This window comes from Candidatus Woesearchaeota archaeon, assembly GCA_018675335.1.
GTDB lineage: Archaea > Nanobdellota > Nanobdellia > Woesearchaeales > UBA11576 > JABJCP01.
On record JABGYH010000007.1, the window covers coordinates 323,056 to 346,884 of the forward strand.

At 31.2% G+C, this 23,829-nt stretch carries 15 protein-coding genes and 1 tRNA gene; 6 read left to right on the forward strand and 10 right to left on the reverse strand.

Features of this window, described 5'->3' with window-relative positions:
* Window positions 1–197 precede the first annotated feature (197 nt).
* Entirely contained in the window at window positions 198–590 is a 393-nt protein-coding gene (locus HN587_05955) for a Holliday junction resolvase (GenBank protein MBT7903380.1), read from the forward strand.
* A 12-nt stretch (window positions 591–602) separates the two neighbouring features.
* Here HN587_05955 and HN587_05960 read toward each other — a convergent pair whose 3' ends face one another.
* Window positions 603–1,532 carry a hypothetical protein gene (locus HN587_05960; GenBank protein MBT7903381.1) on the reverse strand — a complete coding sequence of 310 codons (930 nt, stop codon included), beginning with the start codon at window positions 1,530–1,532 and terminating at the stop codon, window positions 603–605.
* A gap of 113 nt (window positions 1,533–1,645) precedes the next feature.
* Here HN587_05960 and HN587_05965 point away from each other — a divergent pair, with 113 nt between their 5' ends.
* A complete protein-coding gene (locus tag HN587_05965; GenBank protein MBT7903382.1) occupies window positions 1,646–2,245 on the forward strand; it encodes a hypothetical protein in 600 nt (199 codons plus the stop codon).
* Between the two features lie 47 nt (window positions 2,246–2,292).
* On the opposite strand, the gene HN587_05970 is transcribed toward HN587_05965, so the two are convergent.
* Window positions 2,293–2,405: transfer RNA gene (locus HN587_05970), tRNA-Thr, on the reverse strand.
* Window positions 2,406–2,437: 32 nt separating this feature from the next.
* On the reverse strand, window positions 2,438–2,593 hold the full coding sequence (locus tag HN587_05975) for a hypothetical protein (protein MBT7903383.1): 156 nt from the start codon (window positions 2,591–2,593) through the stop codon (window positions 2,438–2,440).
* A gap of 79 nt (window positions 2,594–2,672) precedes the next feature.
* On the opposite strand from HN587_05975, the gene HN587_05980 reads away from it, so the two are divergent.
* Window positions 2,673–2,900, forward strand: a complete 228-nt coding sequence (locus tag HN587_05980) for an Lrp/AsnC ligand binding domain-containing protein (GenBank protein MBT7903384.1) — start codon at window positions 2,673–2,675, stop codon at window positions 2,898–2,900.
* A gap of 26 nt (window positions 2,901–2,926) precedes the next feature.
* Here the strand turns inward: HN587_05980 and HN587_05985 are convergent, their stop codons facing one another.
* The 5 genes from HN587_05985 to HN587_06005 all read right to left on the reverse strand — a co-directional run bounded on the left by HN587_05985 (window position 2,927) and on the right by HN587_06005 (window position 18,319).
* A complete protein-coding gene (locus HN587_05985; protein MBT7903385.1) occupies window positions 2,927–4,678 on the reverse strand; it encodes a ribosome biogenesis/translation initiation ATPase RLI in 1,752 nt (583 codons plus the stop codon).
* Window positions 4,675–5,460, reverse strand: coding sequence for a methyltransferase domain-containing protein (locus HN587_05990; protein ID MBT7903386.1), 786 nt, complete (start codon window positions 5,458–5,460; stop codon window positions 4,675–4,677). The genes HN587_05985 and HN587_05990 overlap by 4 nt, the downstream gene beginning before the upstream one ends.
* Window positions 5,461–5,524: 64 nt before the next feature.
* Window positions 5,525–7,258 carry a hypothetical protein gene (locus HN587_05995; GenBank protein ID MBT7903387.1) on the reverse strand — a complete coding sequence of 578 codons (1,734 nt, stop codon included), beginning with the start codon at window positions 7,256–7,258 and terminating at the stop codon, window positions 5,525–5,527.
* Window position 7,259: 1 nt separating this feature from the next.
* On the reverse strand, window positions 7,260–17,966 hold the full coding sequence (locus HN587_06000; protein MBT7903388.1) for a hypothetical protein: 10,707 nt from the start codon (window positions 17,964–17,966) through the stop codon (window positions 7,260–7,262).
* A gap of 59 nt (window positions 17,967–18,025) precedes the next feature.
* A complete protein-coding gene (locus HN587_06005; GenBank protein ID MBT7903389.1) occupies window positions 18,026–18,319 on the reverse strand; it encodes an AbrB/MazE/SpoVT family DNA-binding domain-containing protein in 294 nt (97 codons plus the stop codon).
* Between the two features lie 257 nt (window positions 18,320–18,576).
* Between HN587_06005 and HN587_06010 the strand changes: the two genes are divergently transcribed.
* From HN587_06010 to HN587_06020, 3 genes are all read left to right on the forward strand, one after another.
* Window positions 18,577–19,212 (forward strand): helix-turn-helix transcriptional regulator, encoded by a 636-nt coding sequence (locus HN587_06010; GenBank protein MBT7903390.1) that lies wholly within the window; start codon window positions 18,577–18,579, stop codon window positions 19,210–19,212.
* 139 nt (window positions 19,213–19,351) lie between these two features.
* Complete coding sequence (locus tag HN587_06015; protein ID MBT7903391.1) at window positions 19,352–20,509, forward strand: hypothetical protein; 1,158 nt, start codon at window positions 19,352–19,354, stop codon at window positions 20,507–20,509.
* Window positions 20,510–20,641: 132 nt separating this feature from the next.
* On the forward strand, window positions 20,642–21,106 hold the full coding sequence (locus HN587_06020; GenBank protein MBT7903392.1) for an AAA family ATPase: 465 nt from the start codon (window positions 20,642–20,644) through the stop codon (window positions 21,104–21,106).
* Window positions 21,107–21,281: 175 nt separating this feature from the next.
* Here HN587_06020 and HN587_06025 read toward each other — a convergent pair whose 3' ends face one another.
* A complete protein-coding gene (locus HN587_06025) occupies window positions 21,282–22,568 on the reverse strand; it encodes a DNA primase (protein ID MBT7903393.1) in 1,287 nt (428 codons plus the stop codon).
* Between the two features lie 697 nt (window positions 22,569–23,265).
* Window positions 23,266–23,745, reverse strand: a complete 480-nt coding sequence (locus HN587_06030) for a helix-turn-helix domain-containing protein (protein MBT7903394.1) — start codon at window positions 23,743–23,745, stop codon at window positions 23,266–23,268.
* Between the last annotated feature and the right edge of the window lie 84 nt (window positions 23,746–23,829).

Here is a 23,829-nt window from a genome sequence, read left to right on the forward strand (position 1 = left end):
TTAAAGTTTGTTTACCATTACACAATTAAATAAATAAATATGAAATCGCACAATAGTAACAAAAACATGAATTGTTTATGTAATGCCCCAGAAATACATATTTGATCAAAAGTTTTGATTGATAAAAACATAATAATAAAAATAGTTCTTACTTAAGTAAACACATAATTATTTTGAAATGTAAACAATAAATAACAATGAGTCTAAAAAGTAAAGGAATTAATGCTGAAAGAGAATTAATCCACAAATTTTGGGGATCTGGTTGGGCCTCAACAAGAGTTGCAGGAAGTGGTTCAATCAAATACGCTAGTCCTGATGTTATTGCAGGACGAGGTAATCGTAAAATAGTAATAGAATGCAAAGTCACTAAAAATACTCGGCAATATCTCACCCATAAAGAAGTAAAAGAATTACAAGAGTTTGCAAGCATATTTGGAGGGGAAGCCTGGATCGGGGTTAAATTTAATTCTTACGGCTGGTATTTTTTAAATATTGAAGACTTAGAACTAACACCTAAAAGTTATGTTACAAGTTTAGAACATGCAAAATTAAAAGGATTACTCTTCGAAGAATTAATTGAATTCAAATAAATTATTATGAATTTACTTTTTTTTAGCTTTTGTTTTTTTAAGAAGTTCATCAACTTCTTTTTCCTTCTTCTTAATTTTTTTAACTTCAGATTTTACTTCTTGAATCTCATCTTCTTGACGTTCATGTGATTCTTCTGCTCGATCCAACTTATGTTCTTCTCTTTTTAAAATATTACTTTGAGTGCCAGAAATGTAAACTAATAACAATGCAATAAATAACACATTAATTACCATCCCAAACATAATTTCCAAACTAGTCATAAATCTTGCTGCAGTCGATAAAGGAGTAATTTCTCCATACCCAATTGTTGCAAATGTTACAACACTATAATAAATAAAAGTAGTTGGTTCAAGTTCTTCTTCAAATCCAACAGTAAATGCGTCCGGCGAATGAACATACATATCATAATACTGCATACCAAAACCAAAAATATACAATAAAACAATCGCAAGATACACAACCATAACGTATAATTGTTTTCCTTTAATGAACCAATCTTTAATATTAGAATAAATACCTAAAACTTCGGGAGCAAAAATAAATGTTAATAAAAGATAATGCGCAAAATAACACAACGACCCAAGTAAAAAACCAGGATTACCTGCTAATGCAGAAGGCAAGGAAAGTCCAATACCCACAAGAAAAAAAGCTAAAATGGAATATCTAATTCCTGAAATTTTCTCTCGCCTACGAATAAAAGGGATTATCAACATAAAAATAAGAAATGTAAAAACAAACATGAAAATTCTAGCGACAATAGTTTGCGATGTTTCAAAGAAAATACTAAAAATTGAACCTAACCAAAAAGAAATCAAAAGCGCAATTAAAATAGGAATAAAAAAGAGCAAATTATAATTAACTAATTTCATAAGAGAAATATCAGTTTTGCCAATATCAGACGGGTGCGACACCTCTTTTTTCATACGATCCCACAGATTCATTATTTAAATACAAATAAAAAGACTATTTAAATGTTTCTCATAAAAAAAATAAAAAAGATTACACCAACAAAGAAATAGTAAGATTAATAAAACTCAAATTAATACAAACTAATATGAAATCTTGGATGCATAAATTCGAACATTTAATTGATAAATCAATACCTTATACTTTAATACTATTATTAGGAATCATTGTTATTGAAATATTTTTTAAAGACTTTGCACACCACTACCACACAATAATTTCCATACTTGATTGGATTGTAATTTCAGTATTTGTTTTTGATCTTGTGTTCAAATATATCCGAATAAGAAATGTAAAAAATTTTATAAAAAAATGCTGGCTAGATATTATCGCAGTATTTCCTTTCTTTATTTTTTTTCGAGCAATAGAAGGAATTGCAGGGACATTATCATTTGGACTCAATGAAGGACTTGGAACATTTCAAAGCATTCTACACGAGGGAGTCGAAGTTGAAAAGGAAGGCGCAAAAATAATTGAAGCAATAGAAAAAGAAGGCACACGAGGTGCAAAAATGACTCGAAGCACTCGATTTACAAGATTTGTTCGAATGTTTTCACGAACTCCCCGATTTTTAAAAGCAGTGCCTTTTTATGCAAAACCAACAGGCCAACATCACCCTCACGAAACCATACTCAATAATAAAAAGAAAGCACATAAAAAAACTAATTCTAAAAAGAAAAGAGTATGATATTGAACATACTTAATGTCTAATTAATAATAATTAAAAAGAATAAAAGCCCTTGGTGAGAGTTGAACTCACGACCTGCTGCTAACTCAAATAAACACATTTTACAAGTTCTGTGTTAGGATATACGAGGCAGCCGCTCCAGCCACTAAGCTACAAGGGCAAGTATGAACGTAAATTCAAACATGACTATAATTAAATTTTTTCTAATACTTCCTTTTTTGTTTGAAACTTATTTTGACATTCACTACAAATAATATGCTTCTTACCCTTTTCATCCTTAACATAAGAACCAAATGGTTTTTCTAAAAAATTCATTTGAACCTTTTGCTTACAAATCTCGCACTTCATATTAACTAAAGAAAAAAGATTTGTTTATAAATTTAATCAAATAAGTTTAAATACTTAAAAAACCAATATATACATTAAAATGATAGGATTCGTACTAATCTCACTAAATCATGGAGATGAACAGAAAGTACAAGCTGAATTACAACTATTAGAACAAGTAACTGAAGTTCATATTCTATTTGGAGAATGGGACTTAATCGCAAAAGTTACCGTAGATGGTCCAGAAGCACTTTCAACATTTGTTATGGACGCAGTTAGAACAATACCTGAAATAAAAATGTCATCTACTCTTATTGTTGCGAAATAAACATGAACTTAGAAAAAAACTAATATTTATGTGTAATACAACTTGTTAGCGGATTTTTGTTCACGGTCTTTACGACTATCTTCTTTATTTACCCTTGGCCTAGATGAATCTTCATCACGCCGCATAGTAATTTTTAAATCTGCCAAAAAATGATTCATCCCTTGCTCCATCGTAAACGGACCTTTTACAATACCATTTACTGCCGGAACTCCATCAAATACCACAATTTTTCTAGCAATATAATCAATAAATAATAAATCGTGATCAATAACAAAACAAGACTTACCCGTTACATCCATCAAATCTGCAATTATTTTGGAAACATTAAGCCTTTGCTCAACATCCAAATAAGCACTTGGCTCGTCTAAAAGAAATAAATCTGCATCCCGAGAAAGACAATGTGCAATTGTTACTTTTTGAAGTTGTCCTCCTGAAAGCTCATTTAATTTTTTATAAAATAAGGGTTTTAAATTTAATGGATTAATTAATTGATTCTCAAACTTTTGAATTGCAGTGCCTAAAAAAGTCATCACTAACTCATCAGTTGATTCCAAATATTGTGGTTTGTAAGCAATCTTGATTTTCTCATCAATTTCTCCTTCATCAGGCAGATCCACTTTTGCTAAAATTTTAACAAAAGAAGTTTTACCAATTCCATTCTCACCTAAAACTCCAATAACATCATGTTTTCTTAATTCACCTTTCTGTGCAACTAAAGAAAAATTACCTAATTTCTTTTTAACATTTGACCACGCACACAACAACGGAGTTTCCCTATTATGTTCTTCAGGCCTAGTGTTAAATGTAATCTTGTAATCTCTAAATCTAACATTCTCTTCTTTAATGTAACCTTCAAGATATGCATTAATCCCAACTCGCGTTGTTCTTGGAAGACTAACCATCCCATAAACACTTTCTCGCCCGTACATAATATGAGTTAAATCAGTCATCGAATCAAGAATAATTAAATCGTGCTCGATAATTAAAACTGCCTTTTCAGGGGTTGCCAGACTTCGAATAAACTTACTTAATTTAATTCTCTGTTTAATATCTAAATAAGATGTTGGCTCGTCGAAGATATATAGATTTGCATCTTTTAATACAGTTGCTGCAATTGCTACTCTTTGTAACTCCCCACCAGAAATATGTTCAACACTCCTATCAATTATTTTTGTTAATTCTAAAAGAGTAATTATTTCATCAAGTTTATTTGTTTCATCAGCTTTTTCTAAAAGTTCTCTTACTGTGCCCTTAAACACTTTAGGAATTTGATCAACCGCCTGCGGTTTATATGCAACCTTAATTTCTCCCTGCTTTACCTTCTCAAAAAACTTCTGAGCTTCAGTTCCTTTGAAAAACTCAACAAGTTCGTCGTATGATGCGGATTCATTTCTCCCAAAATTAGGCTTTAATGCACCCGCAAGAATTTTAATTGCAGTAGATTTTCCAATACCATTTACTCCCACAATACCCACAACTTTCCCAAAAAGAGGTGTTGGCAAAGAATAAAGTGCAAACCCATTTGGGCCAAATCTATGAATTGGATCGCGTTGAAGTTCTGATGGTAAGTTAATAATTGAAATTGCTTCGAATGGACAACGATTACTACAAATACCACAACCAGTGCAAAGAGACTCGTCAATAAGTGGTTTTCCCTCTTGTTGAATTATACATTCAGAACCAGTACGATTCATAGGACAAAGTTTGACACAAAGAAAATCACCACAACCAATAGGATTACAATATGATTTTTTAATAACTGCAATACGTTTTTTCATTTTCCAATCTTCCTCACAAAACTTAAGAATCCAGAATGAATAATTTGTCTTGATTTTGGTCTAACTTTTCTACCTTCAACTTGCCACTCTCGTTCTATTAACTCAATAGTTTTAAGATGAATAAGATTTTCATGATTGGGAATTTCATTAACAAACTCTGCAGTTTGAGTAATTGTTGGAGAATAAGATACAACAAAACCTCCTGGTTTTAGCATTTTTGATGCGTGTTTTAAAACTAACCACGGTTCTGGAAGATCAAGAGTTAATAAATCAACATTTTTTTCTTCAAATCCATCATAAATACTTTGATTTTTAACATCAATATTTTTTATATCAAGAATTTTAATATTTTCTTTAACAACTGCAAGATGATCAGGTTCAATTTCATACGTTGTAACCTTTTTTACATGGCGCGCTAAAAATAAAGAAAGTGCGCCTGAACCACTACCTGCATCAACAACAATAGAATCTTTACCAACTCCAGTTTGCGCCAGAATAAAACCAATATCTTTTAGAGGGATTATTTGAGGCAATCTTTTCATCTTTTTATAATCATCAATGAACGCAGAATCAAAAATAAATAATTCTTCACCTTTACTAGAAATAACTTTATCGCCATTTGATTTTTTCAGATCTTCCGCTTTGATAAAACCTTTTGACGTGGAAAAATCTTTAGACAAATCAGATAAATAATATCTTTTTTCTTTTGAAAGAGTAATCTCTTTATCCAAATCTTCAAAATACTTTTTTATGCATTTTTTAATTAAAATTTTAGCGCACATAAATATAAAAGAAAAAGAGAAGATTTTATAAAATTATAGCTTTTGAGAACGCATTAAATAAGGCTTAATCTATCTTCTCAAGCACTTGCGCCGCTAAATCCTCAGTCCAACCTTTTCTAATTAAACCTTGTCTAATTTGCTCTTTTGAATATCCTTTCTTCGAAAGTGCTTTAATTGATGCGATTGCAGCTGAAAGCCGCGTATCTTCCTCATGCAGTTTATTCTTCTCCATATGAGTATCAACCGCAGTAATATGAGTGAAAACATCATCTAACAATTCATTAGACCAACCTTTTTTTGAAAGAACATTTCTAACTTCCTCACCCGTAAAGCCATTAGCAAGCGCATGATAAATATACCTTTCCACTGCCATTTCTTTTTCTTTTGATAGAGTTAATTTAGGCTTAGGTTTTGGTTGCACTACTGGTTTTTCTTCTTGGGTAAAAGGTAGGACAGGTTCAGAGATCTCTTTAGGTGATTCTCCAAGACCTGCCCTGGTTGTTGTTGGGGGTTTTCCCATAGGCAATTGATAACGGAAAACCGCAATACCACCTATGAGAAGAACTATGATTGACGATGCAATAATCCACGTCCACAAACTAATTGGAGACTTCGGAGGTGTTGGTGATTCTACAACAGGTTCGGGCGTCGCCTTAATATTTGCCCAACCACTTTCAGTTTTGGTTGTTGCTTGCCCTGTTACTTCAGTTGTTATTTGAGACTCAACTTTAGGATTTGTTTGAGGAGGAGTTACTTTCTTCTTAGGCGGCAATAAATTAGGCATAGCATAAGATTTTTTCTCAGGATATAATTTAAAACTCATTATAACAAAACCATCAGCAAGCTCTATATTGATCACAATGTCATCTGAAAATAATTCTGCTAAACCAACAGTTTTTTGCTCTCCTAATTTAACTGTGTATGAATAAGGAGTTCCAGTTCTTTTGATGGTTGCTTGTAAATTACCAACTTCAGTAACATCAAAAGGATACTCTAACCCATTAAACAAAATAGTAAGTTTGTCATTTTTTCTAAGTTTTGCAGTAACACCTTGATCGGTTGGGATAACTACAATAGATGAGGGACTAGATGAAGAAGATCCGCCTCCGCCGCCACCACCTGTGTTCCCACCCGCAGAACAATCGTTGCAAATACCACCACAATCAGTTCCAGTTTCAGATCCATCTTTTTTATTATTATTACACATATCTTCCGCAACAAAAAATGCAGAAAATTGAGTGATTCCCGTAATTGTAATCATGCCAGTATTAGAATCAAAGGATAAATCAGTACCATGAGTTTCGACATTCCTAGTCATATTTGGAATTCCAGCATCAAAATCATAAGGCGTGTGAATAACCACCGGAGTAGTTAATGAATCTAACTCTGAAGCATTATAATAAATTGTAAAAGTATTATTAACTCCATTTTGTTTTACTTCAAACGCATGCACTGCTAAAACTTCATATTCTGCACCCGAAGTATTAAATGAAGTATTAACATAAGTAAAATCATCTATGTCTAAAGACCTTGAACTAATATTAACAACAGTTGTTGGTTGAAACGTTGTTGAAATTACTTTAAATTTCTCATCCAACGATGCAATCTCTGCAGTTAAAATAGTGTCAGGCAAATCTACCTGTTGCGTAGAATTAAATGACTGATTATTATGTAATTCAATTTCGCCCAAACTATAAATCAAACTAACATTTTCTTTGTTTGTTGCAGAAACAAAACTAAATGAAAATAAAACTAACAAAAACAAAATACAAAATTTGAATAAGTTTTTAGTTCTCATTTTAGTTTACGTTAACATTCTGTTCTACTTTTTCGAAAGAGGAAAACACATTCAAGTAGGATTCATCAAATAAATTAGATTCATTGTCAGATGCATTTATGAAAATACTATAAGTTCCATTCTGACTAACCTCATCAAAACTAAGATTATAATCTCCCTCTATATCTGCATCACTAATCGCAGGTATAAAATCATCAGCTTCATATTGAGATAAAGATCCATTAGGAAGAATAAATGTTAAATTAAATGAATCAATATTATTTTTAGACGATAATGTAAGTGCAACATCTATCCCGCTATCATTAAACGTCCAACCAGACCCGAAGGAAATATTATCAATGAAAATAAAATCTTCTAGTGCATGGAAAGTTGCAATATCAGGATCACCATAAGTTCCTAAATTATCCACACAAGAAATATTTAATACCGTTTCTCCTTGAGATACATTAATTGTAGTATCATTCCCTAACGTGTTCAGATACGTTTTATTTACGACACCGTCAAGATAAATGGTACAGTTAGCAAGTTCATCCACTGTGAAATTTAAAGGAATTTCTAACGACTCATAAACTCCCCCATTAACAGGAGAATATAAATCAACTCCTGGAGTTGAAACATTTAGTTGAACTACAACAGGCGTTGAATTTTTATAATTCAAACCATCAAATGCGCTTATTTTAATTCCGAAATAATCAACATTGTAACTTGAATTTATCCACTGATACCAATTATTGGTTGTGTTGGCCACATTAGTAAATGAAGTAATATCTTGAGACGAATCAAATCCAAAATACACATGATACTCTAAAGATTCATTATCTATATCTTCTGCAGCATCCCAAGTAATATTAATTGAGCCACCATATTCCTCCCCTGATGATGGATAAGTTATTACTGGCGCTATGTGAGGCATATCATTAAATGCAGTAACATTTAAAGTTATATCTGGAGACCACTCTGAAACATTAATTAAATCGCCAGCCCTAAATGAAATTGTTGGCAAAATTTCATCCTCACTATTAGAATAATTTGCAGGAGGAGTTATGTTAACAATTCCAGTAGAGTCATTAATTACAACAGTAAAATTACTATTAGATAAATTATATTCATAAGTTAAGTTATCCAAATCTACATCGAAAAATTCTTCAGATAAATTAATACTTATATTAGATACATCTTCAGTCAGAGACATATTATCAATTTGACCTCCAAAGTAAGGAGCATCATTAACAGGGATTATTGATATGTTAATCTGAGTTTCAAACCCAATTAAATAGCTATCAACAACATTAATAATTAAAGTAATGTTTTCAACATAATCATTACCTAAAGTAATATTATATTCTCCAGTTGTGCTATTAATTAACTCAACAGTTAAAGTTTCATCTAATAACTCAATAGGATCTGGCACAACATCATAAGTTAAATTATCACTTGTTGGATCAATATCTTCATCAGGATCAATAAAAAAATCATCTAACGTAATTGTACCAGACAAGTCTTCGAGTATACTAATAATGCCTGCACCCATAAATATTGGAGGTGTGCTTTCAATAAAAATTGAACTAGGTAATTCAGTTGAATCATTATTACCATCAACTGCAACAACTGACCAATTTAAAGTTTTATTAATGAACTTGTGTAAATCAACAACCTCAAAAGTATAAATCCCACTATCTAAGTAATGTGTTGAATTCTGAGTTTCGTTAACACTAGATACTTTAGAAACAATCGTTCCATTAGGATACTCAAATGAAATATTTACTAAACTTAGCGTTTCATCAGTAATATTTACTGAAAGATAAATACTATCACTAGCAACCACTGTCGTTAAAATAGCATCACCTGAAACATTCATTGTTTGATTTTGTGCAATGATCGGACTTGAATGATCAATATAAACTTCCCTACTTTCAGGATTGGTTTCAGCAGGACCCGCACCATTCTCACCATTTAATTGAATAACATATTCTCCTTCAGCCCAATCACCAACATAAATTAAATCAGTGTAATTATGATCTTCTGCATACACAGTTTCTTGAGTTTCTTTAAATTTAATTAAACCTTGCGAATCATAAATAGTAAAAGAACTATTGATTGCATTTGTAACTTGAAACCCTGAATCAATATTAGTTTCGTTGTATATGTGCCCACTCTCAATAAAAGAGCTATTTGTATCATTAATCCCAAATATTAATTGCGGAGCTCTTTTATCAACTGTAAAATTAATAAATGATTGATTAGTGTTATTGAATTCATCTTTTGCAGTCACAATAAAAGTTAAATTCGTTACATTATTTTCAATATCTGAAAAATCTAGTAAAATATCTCCATTGGAAGGTAAACTTCCAGTCATATTATCATAAGTTATATTTGTATTATTAGCATACTTAACTTGATATGTTCTCTCAGTAATTGCATTATTATCAGTAATTGTTGTTTGAAATTCCACTACTCCCGAAATAATATCATCCTGGTCAGGGAAAACAAATTCTACCGAGGGATTAGTTCTATCAAGTTCAAACTGTCTTGTAGTTGAGTAAACACAAGAATTGTTAGCAACAGCATTATCGCAAGCAACAACTCTCCAATAATAAGTTCCATCCTCAGAGTTTGATGTATCAACTTCAAAAGTTTCAGCAGTAGCCCCAGTTGGTTCGCTGATAAAAATAGAAGTTGGAAGTTTCAAATCACGTTCATAAATCCAAATTTTAGATCCGTTAGTTGCAACTACAATATTATCACTAAATCCATAATCAGTAACTGAATCTGATTCGTCAATTAACTGATTGTTGTTTTGATTTATAAAAAAACCATCCAAACTGTTATTTATTGAATAATCTCCAAAATAACTATTTTCAAAATTTTCTTCAGGATACGAAATAAAACTATTATTATTTCCAAAATAAACTGCAGTTCCACCATTATTATCAGAATAACTGGATACAACTATTGGGAAAACTGACAAATTGTCGCCAGCATAATCCAGTTTCATAGATAACTTAGATTCTGAATCCGCTAAACTTAAGATTTCACCAGATTTATTAGACTGCAAATCATGCATCCAAACAGAGCTGCCATCACCCCAAATAAAAGACCCTCCTTTAACAGAAACTGCATCAGCACCATAAACCCCATTTATCATAACTAATTCTAAGGAATCTAATTTAAAATTAAATATTCCTGAATCATTTACATAAATTAAATTATTCCCCTCAACATCATAAGTGTTTGATTTAAAATCAGTTACTACCTCTGATCTTTTTGAAGTTGTTAAATCATAACTTAATAAATCCTTTTGCGCACCATTTGTTTTTTGATAATAAATTTTATTTTTGTAGATTTTAGGCATTGTTTCTGCAGATGTTGTTGTTGTTATTTGAGCAGTATTATTAGTCACAATATTTCTTGAAAAAATGTTCCAATCACCCGACCTATTATCAGCCCAAACAATAATATCTCCAAAAACATCTGGATCTGCAATAGTTGCAACGGACGGCGTTAAAATTTCATATCTTGAAAAATTATTCAACTCATTATCCGAATAATTAAAACTAGTTTCATTATCAATTTCAATTGAGTAAATAAAATAATCATCATCAAGGTCACTTGTTAAATTCCAAGATAAAATAATATCTGAATTAGTTTTAGTATTGTTTGAAACTCCAATTAATTCAGGAATTGCTGGAGCACTATTTGAAACTCTAACATAACCTGACGAACTATTAGTTCTTTCTGTCTCATCAGCAATATTTACAGCACATGAAAGAGTTGAATCGCGAGTTATTGAATATTCTGATAAATTCAATTCAGCAGAAGTAAAATTTCCTGAAAGGAATAAATTTGTGGAATTCTCAAAGTTTACTCCGTCGTCAAACCACTGAAACAATGCCGAATCAACATTATTATCTTGATCCGTATAATTTGCAGAACAAAACGCAATTGAATCTGCATAAACAAATTCGCCGTCTGAATTATTAACAGTTACGTTAAATACTTGAGGGGCATCTGGCCAATTAATTATAAAATTAACATTAGTATTTTGAGTATGATCTTGAGCAACTCCCTGACTATCCCTACAAGAAATATACCAAGTAAAATTACCTTGACCACCAGTTGAAATTTCGCCACCAACATTAAACCTATTTACAGTCGTATTAGTACAAGAATAATTAGTTAAAGTAAAATTATCACATTCTTGAATATTTTCATTACTACTATACCCAATATCAACATAAGTTAAAACACATTCACTAGCTTCTTCTGCATTGAAATTAATAGTAACATCTTTATCAGTTTCATTTACAAAAATCCAACCATCGCCAGGATTTGAATCATCATTAATTTGATAAACTTCCGGTGCGGTTGGTGCAGAATTATCAATATAAATAATACCATTTGAATAAGTTGAAGCATTAGGATTATTAAAACCATTATAGGGAGTTATTTTAAAGTAATATTTAATTTGATTATCTAAACTAAGTCCACTAACTGAAACTTCAGAATTAGTAACATTACCACTTGCACCACTTACTGCCGGACAACTATTAGGAATATCTCCACCACACTGATCATCCTCAGGATTGTACTGCAAAATTTCCCAAGCATAATGATCTATACCCGTTTCAGGATCAGAACTTGGAGTCCAACTAGCATGCAAATATGAACTATCAAAAGTTTGGAAACCTTGATCAGTAACAGATGAAATTAAAGTAGGCCCAGTTAAGTCAGATTTCATAACTTTTTGTATTGCCCCCGAATCATATACTTTTAAGTTACCTGCACCATCATAAACATGAAGTTTGAACGCATGACACTTACCAGAAATTAAATTCACATCTTCAATTGATTCGGCAAGACCATTACTAGGAGTAAGATAATGAATCAAATTAAAATCATAAATTGGAGGGCAAGTATTATTAAGACCTACAGGTAATGAAGACGTTCCCATCCACAAAGAAACATTTTTGATTCCTGCAACCGAATTACTGGGCGTATCTAAACCATTATCTAAACCAGATCCATTATCCCCCCCCGAATTATAAAAAATATCCACGCTTTCAATATCATAATCGCCTCCCACATAAGAAATCGCACCACCAACTGGCTCTGTGAAATCAGTAGTTATTCCTGCAGATGAAAAAAACTCAGACCAACCACTACTATAGTTAGAAAAACTATTTCCACTTTTTGCTCTAACATTAAAATAATATTTTACTCCTTCTTCCAAAATTAAATTTGAAACTAAAACTGAGGTTTGACTTGTTTGCGTGAGCGGATGAACTGAATCAAAGCTTGCTTCCCATTCATTAGTTCCAGTTCCGATTGAATACTCATACCCAATAATTTCAGACTCTGCATCAGTAAAATTCCATGAAGCATTTAAGGATGATTGTGAATTTGCCCAAGCAGATGCGCCTTGTGACACGCAATTCCCCTCACAAGCAGGAGCACTATCATCAATATACAAAATACCATCACTAGAAACTGGCGCACTTGTAGCTCCAGCCAAATTAACTGCCCTAACATTAAAATAATAAACTTCATTAGTTAAAAAAGTAAAATTATAAGCTGATTCTATTTCTGAACCCGTATGAGTTATGTTAATTTCTTTAGTTTGTTTTGATATATTAACCCAATTTAATTTATCAACAAGACTTGGATCTTTACCAACTGAAACTTGATAATAATCTAAATCAGTATCTTCACTCCCACTAGCTAAAGTCCAATTAGCCCAAATCCAATTTTTACTAGTCACATCCCAATTATTATAGTCTCTAACCCAACCAATACTGACATTAGTTAGTATAACATTAATTTCAGTCACATTAATTTTTTCAGTACCAATATAATCCGATACATTAAACTTAACATTATTTGTTCCATTAAATAAAACCAAAGTAACATTACATGAATAATATGAAGTATTGATTTCAGAACACAAAATATTATCTTCAAATTCAGACATATTTAATCCCAAAGAATCATTAACTGATTCAGGACTAACTGCATGAATACTAAAGTTATCATCTTTTGACGCATTAATCCACAATGAAGAAATATTTACTTCATTATTATCAGATACGTTAAACTCAATAAAAGTTTCAGTTGATGCAGAAACATTTGAAATTTCACCCAAATAAAAAACAGGAGCGTCACCTGCATCATAATAAACGTATTGTGAAATTGATTTGTATCCTTCAGTTTCGTTTTTAACTCCCACTGCATAAATTTCATTAGTTTGATTGGCAGTTAAATTTCCAGAAATATTAATTGATACATTAAAAAATCCATGCCTCCACTCTGCGCTATGAATTACCATATCCGCAGACGTTGTTACCGAACTTTCTAATGTAGGATCGAGTATTATTCTAGGATCTTCTCCAGGATTATCTTCTATTTCAGTTACATTATATCTTTGCCAATAAGTTCTATCATGATTTGAAAACTCAACCCAATAATTTGCCCACGCAGATTCGCTAATATCTAATGAGTCATATTCTGCTTGAGAAACAAAAACATAAGATGCACCTTCTGCATGATTTGAACTAATGTTTAATACACCTAATTGATTTGAAGTATTATTTACATCTTGAGATAATAATGATACTTCATTATCCTCATCTTTGATTACAACAGTAATATTTAAATGGGTTAAGCTTTCTTCGTCAATATACCCAATAACATTAAAATCTTCATTTTCTACACTAGGCAAATCCCACAATTTAGGAATTGCTTCAACAGGACCTGTTGGATGATTAATAAAATCATCAGTAGCACTACCAGAATTTCCTTTCTTATCCGTACCCCAAACAGAGATTCTATTAACGCCACCATACAAAGAAACATTAGCTTGGAAATGTCCTGAAGGATACTCTGTCGAATACAAAGTAACTTGTGTTCCCACAGGAATAATTGATTCTAAATTATCTGTAAAATTAACTCTAATATCATTACCCGTTCTATTAGCCTGATCAATTGCATATCTTTGGAAATAAGTCTTATCATGATTTGAAAATGTAACATAATCATATGTCAAAAATGCGTCTTCACGCTCAGCAGTCCATTCAACCAACACAACATTTTGACCTTCTTCAGCATGATAATTTAAGGTAATACTTTCACCTTCATATGTTGAATAAATTTCTGAATTTGTTTGAGTATCAACACTAAACTCATAATTTTCATCCTCATCAACTCTTAAAATAACAATTGTTGATTCAATATCAGACTCATCATAATAACCCGCAACAACTGTTGTAGAATTATCAGATTGATTTGTTGGATGCAACCAAATTTGTTTATACAAAATAGGTGCAATAGGTGCAGTTACATCATCAACAAGAGTAAACGTCGAAGATAACGATTGATTCTCAAATTTATTTGAAGTACAATTAATATTATAATTATACACTCCTGGAGCAGTAAAATTTGTAACAGAATTATTAAATTTGTAAACTCCAAAATTTGAATCATAAATCATAGGCGTATTTGAAATTTTAGATAATCCATTCCAAGATTGAGAAATTGAAATTGTACAACTACCATTATTAGTTGATGCAAAATCATCTCCTCCTGTTTGATCATTTATTGATTGTCCTGAAAGATCATTACCTTGATCAGTTATGAAAAACTTAGTATAGTTTGCATAAAACCAAATACGATGATAAGTTTCTAAAGTACCATTTTCAGTATAAGTATTAATTTTACTATTATTAGTAGTTGAATAATTTGAAAATGAATTAACTTGAGTTGAAAAAATTCCATTCGTGTAATTTCTTGAACTGCTCGGACAAATTGAGTTATTACATAAAACTCCATTCCTAAGTAAAGCAGGAATTTGTTCGTAGGAAAGATTTGTTAAATTTAATTGAACTTGTTTGTTTGCTAAGTTGTATAACAAAACAGAATCCACACTAATTGAATTTTGTTCAATTGTAGCATAATTAAGATTCATTTTTTTAAAATTAATTGTTTCAAGGAATTCAATTGAACCGTAAGTGTTTTCCAATAAAACATTTTCTGCAGAGTCTAATTCATCAATCAACGTAAAATTATAAGTATACTCTGCTTGATTAAATCCTTCCCCACAATCAGGTTCATCCCAACCAATATCCCCATCACAATCCCAATCAATAAGTCTATCTGCAAGATCAGTACAATGATCAACAGAAGAGTTTGAATGATTTAATGCGCCCGGATTTACCGCAGGATTATTATCATTACAATCTTGAGGAATAAAATAAGAATCGTTATCATAATCAGTTGCCTTACTTACATTAAAAAAATCACTCTGATTAGTAAAACCAATAACTCCATATGCTAACGGAGTAACATTATAATAAAACGACGTATTTTGCGGATCACCATAAGTAATTTGGTTATACGGAGTCCACTCAAAATAATTATTTACTTCAGTATCTGTTAAAGTAACCGAACCATAAAAAGTACCTTCAACACCAGTATCATTTTTGTAAAGATCAACCTGATACGTAATTGCATCAAAATTACCAACAGAATTCCAAGTTAAATTAACAACATCCTCACTAGTTTCAAACGCAGCATCAATTGGAGGAGACGTTTTCAAACCACATTCAGTATCAGGAATAGTTGCACCTGCCGGATGAAAATTACCTGTGTTGTTTTGGCAAAAAGTGTTGTTTGTTAAATAGTCTTCACCAATTCCTTTCAAAAATAAATTGTTTGAAACTAAATTTCCCTCATTATTCTCAATAAATGCAAGATCATTTCCTGAACTATTAAAATAATTATTATAAATAATATTAGAACTGGATACTACACCAATTCCCGAAATAGTCGAGTTTATGAATGAATTATTTTCAATTAAACTCAAATTTGAATCAAGATAAATACCATATGATGAACCAGATATTGAATTATTAATAATTGAAATATTAACTGAGGGTTCATCAGTAAATACACCCATGTCAAAGTTACCCATAATTAAACAATTAGTAATAACTGAATTATTCACATATTGATCAATTTCAATTCCTCTGTCAGTAATTCCTTGAATAGCAAAACCTGCGCAATCAAGAGCTACATTATTAGCATTGATGTTAAGACCATTTGTGGAACAACTAGTAATATTATCAACCAAATAAGTATGTTCAACAGTCAAATCAGAATTACAAAATGTAGAAGTACCATCACCAATCCAAGCATAACCACAATCAAAAGATGCAGGGAAATTTTTAGCAGTTAATGTGTAATTATTACCAACACCGTTGATACAGAAGTTGTTGTTGCCATTATCTAAAATGCCATTTCCATAAAAAATATTATTGGAAAAATTATTATATTCTCCAGAATTAAGGTCTAAATCATATTTAGAGTTTCCAGCATTAATAAAAACATTATTTATGAAACTATTATTATTTCCCCCTTGCAAATAAACTCCCGATCCAGTTGTGCTATTAATAGTATTATTTTCAAATAAACCATATTCTCCAACTTGTTGTATGCCATAAATAACATTGTTTAAATTGGTGTTAAATACTCTTAAGTAATCTGCATTATTTGAAGCGCCAATACCATATGAAAAATTATTAATTATACAATTATTTATGGTGATATTGGAATGAGGATTGTTAAATAAATCTACTCCAAAATTAAACTGGGTTCCATCACCGAGAATAAGATGGTCGTCACAATCTAAATTAAGATTATCCTCCCCAATGTTGAGTCCATTACCAGAACAAGTAGATTCTCCAGTAGCTCGAGTTAAATTTTCAGTTAAAATTAAGTTGCCAATAACAGTTACGCCACAAACAGGAGGCAAAGTTTCTGGAGAATATGCTTCAGTCAAATTACTACAAGGATAGGCATCCATTTCTACTCCTTCTACGTAATAGTTACCATAATAGTTTGATGAAGTTGTAAATCTTCCCGCAGTAAGTTCTGAAGTTACAGGCCCACAATAATAACTAGTTCCTGCAGATACATCATTAACATTACCACTTAGAAAAGTATTTAGCCAAAATTGGTTATTTGTCGACGATCCAGTCACATTAATGTTAGTTTCCATATCTGAAAAAGTATTTCCTACAAAATTATTGGAGTCCGCATTTGAAAGCGAAACGTCAACCTTACCATTTTCTTCATTATCCAAAATATTAAATGAAAAATTGTTATTATCCGCACTAGTATCAAAAACTACTGCATGATCTTTAGTAGTATTACAATCATATATAGAATTGTTAAAAAATAAATTATAATCTCCTTGTATATGTATGCATGAATCCGTAGAATCATGGAAGGTATTGTTCGTAAAATTTGAATATCTCACATTATCAAACAAAATTACATTAATCACAAACCCTGAAATATCGCAATTTCTAATTGTAGTATAATTCCACTGATAACCAACATTAAAAATATTAATGCCATAATCCTGATCATACAAAGCATAATCGCCACTAATTTCAAATCCACCACAATCCAAAGTTACATTGTTTGCACCTATATAGAATCCATTACCCGTACAGGCTAAGCCCTCATCTAAAGTATAAACTCCATTTTCAGTTGCTAAAGTATCACCACAGGCAAGAGTTTGCCCAGGTGTTTTGACTGCCATCCCAGTTATTGTTGGATCGCCTGGAAGGATTATTGCTGCTGCTATTAAAGAACCAATCAAAGCTATTACTGCCACTACTGAAAGTAGTTCTGCATTCTTGTTTGATCTCATAAAACCTCTTTTCTCTTTTTGTTCTTTAGTAGTCAGGTTCATCTTATTTATTAAATTTATTATAACTCCTCGAGATTATTTTTGGATCGTGATTTTTTGTAAGTGTCAACTGCTTTGTCAATTGATTTTTTCTTAAGTGGAATTTTGTCAGATTTTTCTTTTAATTTTTGAATTATTGGAGAATCGCTTGGAAGATCTTCACGTGGAATTTTTTTGAGTAGAATACCTTCATCAGAAATAGAAAATGCCCAAAAGCCCGTACCTTCACCTATTCCAAGCTCTTCACGAATGTCCTTAGGAATAACTATTTGCCCGCGTTTATCACACTGAACAATCTTTGGGTACTTCTTCACTTTAAAATACAATCGCCTCTTTTATTCTGAAAATCAGATTAAAACCTCTGAAATTCATTTTAAACGTCTGATTTTCGTTTAAATTGTTTGAATTTCTTGAAAAAATTTAGTTTTTCTGAATTATTTAACTGAAAGTCTCACTTATATTCTGAAAATAAGAAAAAGCATCGTATATAAATGTTTCTATTTTTTTAAAGCTTTAAACAAACTTAAAGTTAAGAAAACCTATTTAAATGAGCAAAGAATAGCAGATAGCCATGAGTCGAAACTTTTTACTAGTGTCCTTGAATGACAAAAAGGCCAAAAAAATTGCAAGCGTAATTAAAAATCCTAGCTGCAAAAAAATACTCGATTACTTGGCAGGAAAAGAGAGAAGTACAGAAACCGAGATTAGTAAAAAACTTGAAATGCCGATTTCAACAGTGCACTACAGCATAAAACAATTAGTTGAGGCAAAACTTGTCAAAAGTGATGAATATACTTACAGCGAAAAAGGAAAAGAAATAAATCACTATAAACTAGCAAATAAATATGTAATCATCGCACCCGAAGAAGATAAAAAAGGTTTACGAGAAAAATTAAAAACAATCATCCCCGTTGCACTAATTACAGGAGCACTAGGATTTGTTGCCAGTTTATTTGGAAAAAGCATAGGATCATTTGGCTCAAGTATTTCAACGACAAAAATAATGGCAGCACAAGATATGGCAACTGAAAGTGCTCAAGTCATGACTGCAGAAGTTGCAAGCTTTAAATCAGCACCAATTGCCAGTCAAGCAAGTAACATGTGCGGAGTTGATATTCTAACTTACTTTGGATGGTTTATTTTTGGTGCAATTACAGGAATTGGAATTTATTTACTGATAAAATATTTAATTAAACGATTTTCTTAAAATAATCTCATCATGTTATTTTTATGTTATTCTATTTTTAAACTACCTCTCAATTTTAAAATAATAACTTTAACCTAAATTAAAGCTTACTCGTCAGAATAAATAACATAATAGTTCTACCTAGTATTTGGTGATACTAATGAAAAAAATAATCTTACTCATTTCAATACTTATGTGTTTAACACTGTTAAGTTTTGTTAACGGCACAGAAATAACCCATTATCCAGGAAATCCAAATATTGGCTTTGAAAATACTGCAAACTACAATGTAATATTTGATGGAGAAGGGGAAGCAGAAATTATTGCAAAAATAAATATGATTAATTTGAATTCTGAATTGAATACAATAATTCTCGAAATTCCCGGAAATATTCGAATAATTAATGCAATACAAGAATATGATGCATCAGATCGAGATGAACAAACAGACGAACAAAGAAATAAGTATTATTACAATAACCCAAAACATTACGCAAAAATAAATTATTCAAAAACAGGGTTTTCAGAAACAAATGTTTACGAATTTAAGCTTGCAAACCCAACCCGCGAACTAGAAAGTACAAGCATAATTTTACACTACAAAGCGAACGGATACGTACAACCAGGATTTAATAAAAAGTTTGAATTTAAAACAATAAAAATTGGACATGATCAAACAAACGTTCGAGTAGCAATAGATGTCGTTGATGGTTTATATCTTAAAAATGGAAAAAGCAAAATAGGATATTACAACAATTACGGCGTTTTTGATAGTGCAAAAGGAATGCAAAGTAGGGAAATTTCTCAAGCAGTATCGCGAATTGGATACACCGGACAATACACAAAACAAACAGGAGGACTCGATCCTTGGGAAACATATAATGTTTACGGAACTTATACTGACTCTTGGTTAGTTTACAACCTAACACCCATAATTGTTATTTTAGGCCTAATCAGTTTAGTTTTTTTCATCGGAATAATTGGTTTTAAAAAACTTAAGAAAACAAAAGAACCAAAACTAAAAAGTTATTTAGCAGGAATTGGAAGCGTAATTGGAATTTCAATTTTATGGGGGCTCGAAATATTTTTACTTGTTAATTTGCGAGACCTTGTGGGATATCAATATGATGACTTAATTGGTGCTTTGAGTTTTATCATAATACTGCTGATTACTCTTGTGACTCTTATTTTAACTCCAATTTATGTCGGACTCAAAAGTAAAAGTAACTATGGCTTTATGGTGGTCGTTGTACAAGTCATTAGTGCAATTATAATATTAGTATTAGGCACAGTAATTTTAGTTATCTTAGGAGTTTGAGTAATTGTTTAAAAAAATAATTTTTTTATTTTTATTTATTATGTTAATTTTTCAATTCTAATTGTTAAAATCAATAACTTAAACTCAAATTAATTGATAAGTTTTAAATAACCTAAAATCTTTTTTATTCTTATGAGTTTAAAAAATAATAAAGCAATTATTGTAACTGGAACACCAGGCACAGGTAAAACCACATTTGCGAAGAAACTTACTCGCAAAGAAAAACTCAAAATCATCGATGTCACTAAATTTATTAAAACTGAAAAATTAAGCCAAGGATATGACGTTGAAAAACAATGCGAAATTATTGATGAATTAATTCTTAAGAAAAAACTAATAGAACAAATAAAAAAAAATGAATCTACAAGTAGTAAAAAATTAATTATAGATAGTCACATGTCACAAATACTGCCAAAAAAATATGTAGAAAAGTGTTATGTAACCAAATGCAATCTAAAAGAATTGAAAAAAAGACTTAAAACCCGAAAATATTCTAAAGAAAAAATAAAAGAAAATCTGGATTGCGAAATATTTGATATATGTTTAACTGAAGCTCAAGAGAAAAAATACGAAATAGAAATCATCCACACAGATTAAATAAAAAATAAAACACTATTTCTTGAAATTAAATGTTATTTATGCTAAATTAAATATTATTTATGCTAAATTAAATATTATTTATACTATTTAAAAAAATTAATTTTAGTATTTTACAACAATATAAAAATAAAATAAGAAAAAAAATTAAAAATATAAAAAAAATATTAAGTTATTATTTATCTAAAGCTTCCGCAGTAAGAATAGTTATCCTACTTTCTTTAACTTTAGAGTCCATACCAACAATATATTTGATTTCGCTACGTTCAACAGTTGCAACTAAAACTTTGTCAACAATCCCATCTAAGATTATTGCATGAACGCCAGAAGTTAAACTCTTAATAGTCCCAACAAGCTCTGTTACTGGAACTTTACCAAGAATATTTAACTTTGGATCAAGAATATATGCTCCTCTCGTACCAATTAAATCCTCTAGCATTTTTTTGAAAGTTGCCTTTTCTGGTTCAGATAGCGCAGGCTTTCTCACAAACCTAGGATTAGGTGCAGATCTAAGCTTTGGCAATGGTTGCCTTCCTTGAGGTGGTGCTCTAGAATTATTTTGAACTGGAGCAGACCTTCTTTGAGGAACAGCTTGATGACTCGCAGATGGGCGAGGCATAGGCCTTTTGTTAGCAAAGTCCAATTTAGCTTGTTCTGCTGAAATTTTCGAACGCAAACATTTGTGAAGTTCTTTTTGAGTTAATTCTTCAACTTCTTTCCCATCAGGCGCTTTAGTTACAAAATCAAGTTCTGCAACTTGGATTAATTCCTGAACGTTTAAATCTCCGCCACGATCTCCATCTACAAAAGCACACATTATTTTTCTTTTGGACAAATCAATAATTGTTTGAGGAACAGATGAACCATTCATAGCAATTACGTTTTTGAAACCATGCTTAAGCAAATTTAAAACATCTGCGCGACCTTCAACAAGAATAATTTCTTCAGAATCATCAATTGATGGCCCTGCTGGAAGTCTATCCCTACCATACTCTCTAATTTCCATAACTCTAACTGAATAAGCAACTTCATCTGCTAATTCTTGAGAATCAGGAAGAACCGTATCCGCAAGAGTCTTTAAAAGTTCTTTTGCTCTGTCAATAACAAATGATCTTTTCGAAATTCTAACATCTTCGATTTTAGTAACTTTGATTTTAGCATTGCACGGGCCTATTCTTTGAATAATCTCTAATGCAGCACCAATAATACAAGTTTCAGCTTTATCTAATGAAGACGGAACGATAATTGCCCCAGTAGTTTTACCTGCTCTTGTTTCAACATTAACCTCAATACGGCCAATACGACCAGATCTTTGAAGTTCTCTTAATTCTAAATCAGATCCTAAAAGACCCTCAGTTTGACCAAAAATAGCACCAACAACATCAGGGCGATCAACAACTCCCTCAATATCAATAGTTGAATGGACTATATATTTTGCACTTACTTGACTAATTTTTGCCATGTGTATCCTCCTCTATCTTGCAAATAACAAATACAATCAATTAGAATAAGTACTTACGATCCCCACTTTGAAAGTTACAGTTCAATTTGCGCAATGGATTTAATTAAATTTAGACGAATTTAACCAATATTAATTAATATCTAAACTGGTTGATATCTAATCGATAAAATATCCAATCTGTTTAACATCCAATAAAAACAATGCAAAATGAAACTGTGTGAGCATGCAAGTAACCTCCTTCTCAAAGACTAAATAGAACAACCTGTTACAAATAATGTATTAAATTAATTAAATTTAATGAATATGATGAATATGAAATATTTGTTCTATTTAACTTATTGATTGTATTTGTATAACGCTTTAAATCGGCTTTGAAAGCCTTTTTGTTTTTTAAATGATAAATATGAAATAAAATGTTGCCCGAGACACTAACTCCCAAGTTCATCGCTTGCATTTAGCGACAGCTCAATTGAGTACTCTCGTGACGGGCTGTACCACGCAAGAGTGTCTTCAAATCATCGATAGACCTTACGTCAGGCTCAAAAAAGGACCCATTTACGCAGTTTTATGAGTTTATATAGTGAACATGACATATATAAACTTTTGTTTTCGAAGTTAGAAAATTAAACTATATAAATGTTTCGATTATTTATTACTGTTTAGTAGTATTTATCGTTGCTTGCGGTTTTGTAATATTTTAATCACAAATACGATAACTTGCAACCAAATTAGAAAAATCAAAATCCATAATTACAATTAAATTACCAGAAGAAACATATTCACTATATTTTTTCGAAATACGCCCAACCAAACTAGACCCTTCCACACTCGAACTCACAACTAAATCTAAAGTTTTTGCTAAATAAACCTCTACCAACGCTTCATTTTTTCTCCTACCCACATAAGTAATACCATTTAATGCATCATGAGCATAAACTCCCGCTAATTTTTGAAATGAAGTATATTTTTTTTCTTGAACTTGTGCCGAAAATAATTTTTTACGTAACCTGCGCAGAGTTTTAGGATGAAGTGCAGTTACATTCCCATTAATTAACCTGTGAATTAGCGATTGAGAAACTCCAATTAACTCTGCAGTCTCCCTTTGAGAATAATCTGCAGAATATTTTATGAGCGCTAATCTAACTTCAGCAATATCTTCCTCAGTAATTACTGCCATAAAAATTGATTAATTTACTAACACATAAAAGTTTGATTCTATTCATCACTAGTTTGATATATAAATAAAGATATAAATGGGAGG